This window comes from Luteimonas aestuarii (assembly GCF_004357985.1).
Lineage (GTDB): Bacteria > Pseudomonadota > Gammaproteobacteria > Xanthomonadales > Xanthomonadaceae > Luteimonas > Luteimonas aestuarii.
This window is the reverse complement of record NZ_SMTF01000006.1, coordinates 192,077-198,076: the sequence shown is the minus strand read 5'-3', so window position 1 is coordinate 198,076 and position 6,000 is coordinate 192,077. Positions and strand designations below refer to the sequence as shown.

Below are 6,000 nucleotides of genomic sequence, written 5' to 3'. Positions count from 1 at the left end.
CGGCGACTGGATCCAGTTCTATAACCACCGGCGCCCACACCAGGCGCTGGGCATGAAGACACCCGCTGAGGCATATGCATTAGCGGCCTGACCTGTGCAGAAACCGCTGGGTCATTACAGAGGTGGGATACGCCCAGCATGGCGGGTCGGGACCCGCCCTACAGCAAGCGGTCGAATGCGGCTTGGGTGGCGGCATCCACCGCGCGGAAGAGCCACGCGAAGGCCGCCACGGCCAGCAGCGCCTGCAACGCCAGCCACGCCTTCGCCCATGCCGGCAGCGGCGCTTCGTCTCCAGCGACCTGCACTACGCGTGCCTGCGCGATGGCGTCATGCAGGGCGCGCCGCTGCGGCGGCAACGCCGCCATGGCATGGCCGATGTTGAGGCTGAGCCACGACAACGCGCCCGCCGCGTGACGCCATGCAACGCGGGGCAAGCGCAGCCGCCCGCCGCATGCATCGACGACGCGCAGGCCAAGCACGCGCTTGCCCGGCGTCGCCTGCCAGCGCGAAGCCTCGAAGGCGACGAAATACGCACCGCTGAGCAGGGCAAACGCCAGCAGTGGTGGCCACGTGGTGGTGGCGATGGCGCTCGCCAGGCGCGCGGCGGCGGCATGCAACACGGGATCGGCCGTCCATGCCCGCAGCAGCGCCAGTGGCGACATGCCGGCCTGCATCGCCTGCAACATCATCGTGGCCATGGCGTCGGCCAACGACGACAGCGCTTCGCTGCCGCGACGCCAACCTTCCGCGACCGGTCCGGCGCAAAGCGCGAGCGCCACCAGCGCGATGATCGTGGCATCCAGCGACCACGCGGCATAGCGGCGCGGCAGCCCGGCGGGAATCACCGCGTGTCTTCGGCGCCGGGCGCGTCCTCGTTGCCGCGCGTGGGCGACACCAGTCGCGCGGCCACGATGCCCGCTTCGTACAGCAGGCACATGGGGATGGCCAGCATCAGTTGCGACACCACGTCCGGCGGCGTGATCAGCGCCGCGAGCACGAACATGCCGACGATGGCGTAGCCGCGCCACTCGCGCAGCTGCGCCGGCGTCACCCAGCCCATCAGCACCAGGATCACCAGCGCCACCGGCAGCTCGAAGCTGAGCCCGAACGCCAGGAAGATCACCAGCACGAAGCTGAGGTAGGCGTTGATGTCGGTCATCATCGCCACGCCCTCGGGCGTGATCGCGGTGAGGAAGCCGAACACCGCCGGCAGCACGATGAAGAACGCGAATGCGCAGCCGGCATAGAACAACGCCACCGCCGACACCAGCAATGGCAGCGCCAGCTTCTTCTCGCGCTTGTACAGCCCCGGCGCGACGAAGGCCCAGGCCTGGTAGAGCAGCCAAGGCATCATCACCACCACCGCGACGAACAGCGCCAGCTTGAGCGGTGCGAAGAACGGCGAGGCCACTTCCACCGCGATCAGGTGCGCGCCTTCGGGCAGTTTGTCCAGCAGCGGCTGCGCGAACCAGCCGTACAGGCGGTTGGCGAACGGCAGCAGCGCCAGCAGGGCGATGCCCAGCCCGGCCAGCGCGCGCATCAACCGCGAACGCAGCTCGACCAGGTGCTCGATCAGGCTGCTTTCGCCCTCGTCGTGTTCAGCGCCGAGGGCCATCGCCGCCTCCCGCGCCGTCCTGGATGTCGCGTCCGTCGGGAGCCAGCAGGTCGGGCTGCCGGGGCTCGGCTTCCGGCAGCGCTGCTGCCTCGGACGGAGGATCCTGCTGCGTCGCCGCTGTATCGCCAGCGTCCGCAATCAATGCGGCTGGGTCGTCAACCTTGTCGACATCCGTCGCCTCGACCGCCAGTGCCGTGGGATCTGCCGTGGATGCGGCCCCGCGATCGACGCGCCGACGCATTGCCTCCACTTCCTCGCGCGCCTGCCGTTCCGCGGCGCGCACGCCGGCCTCGGCGGCACGCGCCTCGTCCTCGACCTGGCGGCCAACGTCGCGTGCCATGCCCTCTACGTCATGCAGGCTGCGCTTGAGCTCCTCGGCGGCCAGCTCGCGCTCGAGTTCGGACTTTACCGAATACCACTGCGCGCGCGCGCGGCGCACCCACAAGCCGGCGAAGCGCGCGGCCTTCGGCAGACGTTCCGGACCGAGCACGACCAGTGCGACCACCGCCAGCAGCAGCAGCTCGGTGAAGCCGATATCGAACATGGCGGACGACGGCGATGTGCCGCGTCAGCGCGACACGGAATCGTCCTGGCGCGACTTGCCGGCGACGCCATCGTCGCCGCGGCGCGACGCCGATTGGTCGTCGAGTTCGCCGGCCGGCTTGTCGTCGTCGCTGATGCCCTTCTTGAAGCCCTTCACCGCTTCACCGAGGTCGCGCCCGGCACCACGCAGGCGCTTGGTGCCGAAGATCAACAGCACGACCACCAGCACGATGATCCAATGCCAGAGGCTGAATGCGCCCATTGCGCGTTCTCGTTGTTTGGGGCGCTCAGGATAGCGCACCGCGCGCGTGCGCACCGTGGCGGCGCGCACGGGCCCGCCACATGCGGCGTTACGGCAGCGGCTCGACCGTCGCCGGGTTGTCCTCGACCGGCTGGAAGGGCTCCGGACGCGCCTCGGTGGCCGGGGCGATCTCGACCGGCGACGGCTGCCGGGGTTGCGGGACAGTCGTCGGCGCGCGGGCCGGCTGGGCGCCACCGGTGCCGCGTGCGGCACGCGCGATGGCAGTGGCTTCCTCCAGACGATCGCGGAAATCGACTACGGCGTTCGACGGCTGCTGGTGCGCGCGGCCCTCGAAGATCATCCGCGGCGTGGTGTCGCGGCCGTACACGGCCTCGTTGGCGGCATCGTCGATGGTCAGCGCGGCGCCATCCAGCGCAACGCCGGCGAACAGGCCGCGCGCGCGCGACCACGACCAGATCTCGGCCTTCAGCTGGCCATCGGTGGCGGTGGCGGCATTGCGACCGACCGGGCCAGCGGCCACGCCGGCATCGGCGCCGAGGGTGATCTTGCCGTTGACGATGGACTCGAGGCTGCGGTCGTTGCGGAACACCAGCACCACGTCCGACGACTGCACGCCGGCCTGGAAACCGATGCTGCCACCGGTCAGGCGCACGAAGCTGGGATTGGACCAGGTGCCGTCCGGGCTCTTGACCGAGAGCAGGCCATGGCCGCGACGGCCACCGAACGCCAGCGCGACCTTCAGCGTGTCGGGCACGACCACGATCGCGCGCGCCTCGTCGAGCAGCTTGTCGGGGATCGCCGATTCGGGGATGGCCTGCACTTCGGTCAGTACGCGCAGGGCATTGCGCGCACGCTCGTCCTCGCGCGGACCGGCGTGGGCCTGTCCGGCGACGAGGGCGAAGGCGGCGGCGAACACGATGGCCGCCGCGGGCGCGGGGAGATGGCGAAGGAACATGGAGTGGCTCCAGGAAGATTCGGGTTGCGCGCGGCCAATGGGAGACGCGCGCGTCACCGCCGGAGGCTATGCGTGGCGGCATGAATCGCACATGAGTTCGCCCGGCGGCGCGCATCGCGCGCCCGGCCCTGCCATCCTATGCACATGGACGACACCTTGCCCGCCACTTCCGCCCCGGACACTGCCGTCGTGGTGGCGAACCTCGGCACCCCGGACGCGCCCACCGCGCCGGCCGTGCGCCGCTACCTGGCCGAGTTCCTGCACGATTACCGCGTGGTCCCGCTGACACGCTGGCTGTGGTGCCCCCTGCTGCACTTCGTGATCCTGCCGCTGCGCTCCGGCCGGGTGGCGAAAAAATACGCCGGGATCTGGATGGATGGCGGCTCGCCGCTGGCCGTGCACACGCGGCGACTGGCGGAGGGGATGCAGGCGCGCCTGCCCGGCGTACGCGTGGTGCATGCCATGCGCTACGGCAACCCGTCGCTCGCCGGCACGCTGCAACGGCTGCGCGACGCGGGCGCCCGGCGCATCGTGGTGTTGCCGCTGTATCCGCAGTACTCCACCACCACCACCGCCTCGGTGGACGACGTGGCCCGCCGCGTCGATGGCGTGCGCGTGCTGCAGGACTACCACGTCGATCCCGGCTGGGTGGAGGCGGTGGCCGCGTCGATCCGCGACGCCTGGGCCAACGGCACGCGCGGCGAGCGCCTGCTGTTCTCGTTCCACGGCATTCCGCAGCGGCTGGTGGATGCCGGCGATCCCTACCAGCGCCACTGCCGCGCCAGCACCGACGCCATCGCCCGGGCGCTTGGCATCGACCCGTCCGACATCGTGCTGACCTTCCAGTCGCGCTTCGGCCGCGAACCGTGGCTGCAGCCGTACACCGACGAGACGCTGCGCGCATTGGCCGCGCAAGGCGTGAAGCAGGTCGACGTGGTGTGCCCGGGTTTCGCGGTGGACTGCCTGGAGACGCTGGAAGAGATCGCGATGCAGAACGCCGAGCTGTTCCACGAAGCCGGCGGCGAGACGCTGCGCTACATCCCCTGCCTCAACGATGCCCCCGCGCACGCCGATGCCCTGGCGGCACTGGCGCGCCGCGAACTGGACGCGATGGCCTGATGCAGGACTTCGCGCTCGACATCCCGCTGGGCCGCATCCACGGCCTGCGCACCGGCAACGCGGGCGCACCGCGCGTGCTTGCGCTGCACGGCTGGCTGGACAACGCCGCCAGCTTCGTGCCGCTGGCGCCGCTGCTGCACGGCATCGAACTGGTCGCCCCCGACCTGCCCGGCCACGGCCGCAGCGTGCACCTGCCGCGCGGCACCGACTATTCGTTCGCCGGGGCCGTGCACCACGTGCTCGACATTGCCGATGCGCTGGGCTGGGACCGCTTCACCCTGCTGGGGCATTCGATGGGCGCGGGCATCGCCAGCCTGGTGGCCGCGGGTGCGCCGGACCGGATCGAACGGCTGGTGGCGATCGAGGCGCTGGGCGCCTTGCCCGACACCATCGAGAACACCGTGCCGCGCCTGCGCGATGCGGTCGCCGCCACCCGCGCCCTGCCCGGCAAGCGGCTGCGCGTGTTCCCGGACCTGTCGCCCGCGATCCGCGCACGGATGCAGGCCAACGACCTCAGCGAACCGGTGGCACGCCTGCTGGTGGAGCGCGGCACCACGCCAGTCGAAGGTGGCCACGCCTGGTGCAGCGATCCGCGCCTGACCCTGCCGACGATGGTGCGGATGACCGACGCGCAGGTGGATGCGCTGGTGCGTGGCATCGAATGCCCGACCCGGGTGCTGTATGCGTCGCCGCCGCAGCCCTACCTGCCCGAGCCCGACCGCAGCCGTCGCGCCGGGCTGCTGCCCGACGGCACACTGGTCGTGGTGCCGGGTGGCCACCACCTGCACATGGAAGACCCGGCCACGGTGGCCGGACTGATCGGCGACTTCCTGGCCGGCGGCTGAGCCGCGCGCGGCGCTGCCCCGCGTTACTGCCGCGTGCTGCGCAGCTGCACGCTCAGGGTGACGCTGTCGTCGCCGCCGTCGTTGAAGGCCAGCATCGCGCTGCGCGGCTCATCGCCGCTGCCGGGCTTCTCGAAGGCCAGCATCGCGCTGTCGGCCGAGTGCTGCATCGCCATGGTTTCCTTCCAGCCCTGGGCGGCCATCGCCTCGCGTGCATCGGCGAACAGTCCCGGCACCTTGCCGGGTGCCTGCAATCCGATCACGTTCACGCCCTGCAGGTCCATGACGCTGTTGATGGCGTAGCCGCGCGGCAGGTAGACGTCGTCCGGGAAGGCCTTCGGCAGCGCCAGCCCATCGCCGCCCTGGATGGTCATCTCGCCCTCTTTTCCTTTCAGCACCACGGTGTCGCCATCGCGTTCGATCGCGACCTGGCCACCGCTGGCACGCTCGACCATGGCGTCGGACGCGCGCTGGCAACCCGCGGCGGCGAACACCAGCGCCAGCGCCAGCAGGCCGTGGAGTCTGGAACGAAGCGCGATGCTGGCCATGGTGTCCCCGGATGGCGTGCGGTTGATCGGGGCAGGGCCTGGCATCGACCCGTGTCGACGTCCGCCCGGCACCCCTCCTGATCTGGGAACACGCAATCTGACCGTAGGCCCGGACA

General features: G+C 70.8%; 9 protein-coding genes. 3 read left to right on the top strand and 6 right to left on the bottom strand.

Annotation, left to right across the window (positions count from 1 at the left end; genetic code table 11):
* On the top strand, window positions 1–91 hold a 91-nt coding region (locus E2F46_RS10225; RefSeq protein WP_165967401.1), incomplete at its 5' end, for an integrase core domain-containing protein.
* A 67-nt stretch (window positions 92–158) separates the two neighbouring features.
* On the opposite strand, the gene E2F46_RS10220 is transcribed toward E2F46_RS10225, so the two are convergent.
* The 5 genes from E2F46_RS10220 to E2F46_RS10200 all read right to left on the bottom strand — a co-directional run bounded on the left by E2F46_RS10220 (window position 159) and on the right by E2F46_RS10200 (window position 3,375).
* Window positions 159–845 (bottom strand): RDD family protein, encoded by a 687-nt coding sequence (locus E2F46_RS10220; protein WP_165967432.1) that lies wholly within the window; start codon window positions 843–845, stop codon window positions 159–161.
* Complete coding sequence (gene tatC, locus E2F46_RS10215) at window positions 842–1,615, bottom strand: twin-arginine translocase subunit TatC (RefSeq protein WP_133321987.1); 774 nt, start codon at window positions 1,613–1,615, stop codon at window positions 842–844. The genes E2F46_RS10220 and tatC overlap by 4 nt, the downstream gene beginning before the upstream one ends.
* Window positions 1,599–2,159 carry a Sec-independent protein translocase protein TatB gene (gene tatB, locus E2F46_RS17695; protein ID WP_243720378.1) on the bottom strand — a complete coding sequence of 187 codons (561 nt, stop codon included), beginning with the start codon at window positions 2,157–2,159 and terminating at the stop codon, window positions 1,599–1,601. The genes tatC and tatB overlap by 17 nt, the downstream gene beginning before the upstream one ends.
* Before the next feature lie 24 nt (window positions 2,160–2,183).
* Window positions 2,184–2,420, bottom strand: coding sequence for a Sec-independent protein translocase subunit TatA (gene tatA, locus E2F46_RS10205; RefSeq protein WP_133321986.1), 237 nt, complete (start codon window positions 2,418–2,420; stop codon window positions 2,184–2,186).
* An 88-nt stretch (window positions 2,421–2,508) separates the two neighbouring features.
* On the bottom strand, window positions 2,509–3,375 hold the full coding sequence (locus E2F46_RS10200; RefSeq protein WP_133321985.1) for a lipid-binding SYLF domain-containing protein: 867 nt from the start codon (window positions 3,373–3,375) through the stop codon (window positions 2,509–2,511).
* Between the two features lie 144 nt (window positions 3,376–3,519).
* Here E2F46_RS10200 and hemH point away from each other — a divergent pair, with 144 nt between their 5' ends.
* Complete coding sequence (gene hemH / locus E2F46_RS10195; protein ID WP_133321984.1) at window positions 3,520–4,494, top strand: ferrochelatase; 975 nt, start codon at window positions 3,520–3,522, stop codon at window positions 4,492–4,494.
* A 74-nt stretch (window positions 4,495–4,568) separates the two neighbouring features.
* The gene (locus E2F46_RS10190) at window positions 4,569–5,339 is read left to right on the top strand and encodes an alpha/beta fold hydrolase (protein WP_425599820.1); all 771 of its coding nucleotides are present in this window, start codon (window positions 4,569–4,571) and stop codon (window positions 5,337–5,339) included.
* Window positions 5,340–5,362: 23 nt separating this feature from the next.
* Here E2F46_RS10190 and E2F46_RS10185 read toward each other — a convergent pair whose 3' ends face one another.
* Window positions 5,363–5,929: a hypothetical protein gene (locus tag E2F46_RS10185; RefSeq protein WP_133321982.1), complete on the bottom strand. Its 567-nt coding sequence runs from the start codon at window positions 5,927–5,929 to the stop codon at window positions 5,363–5,365.
* Between the last annotated feature and the right edge of the window lie 71 nt (window positions 5,930–6,000).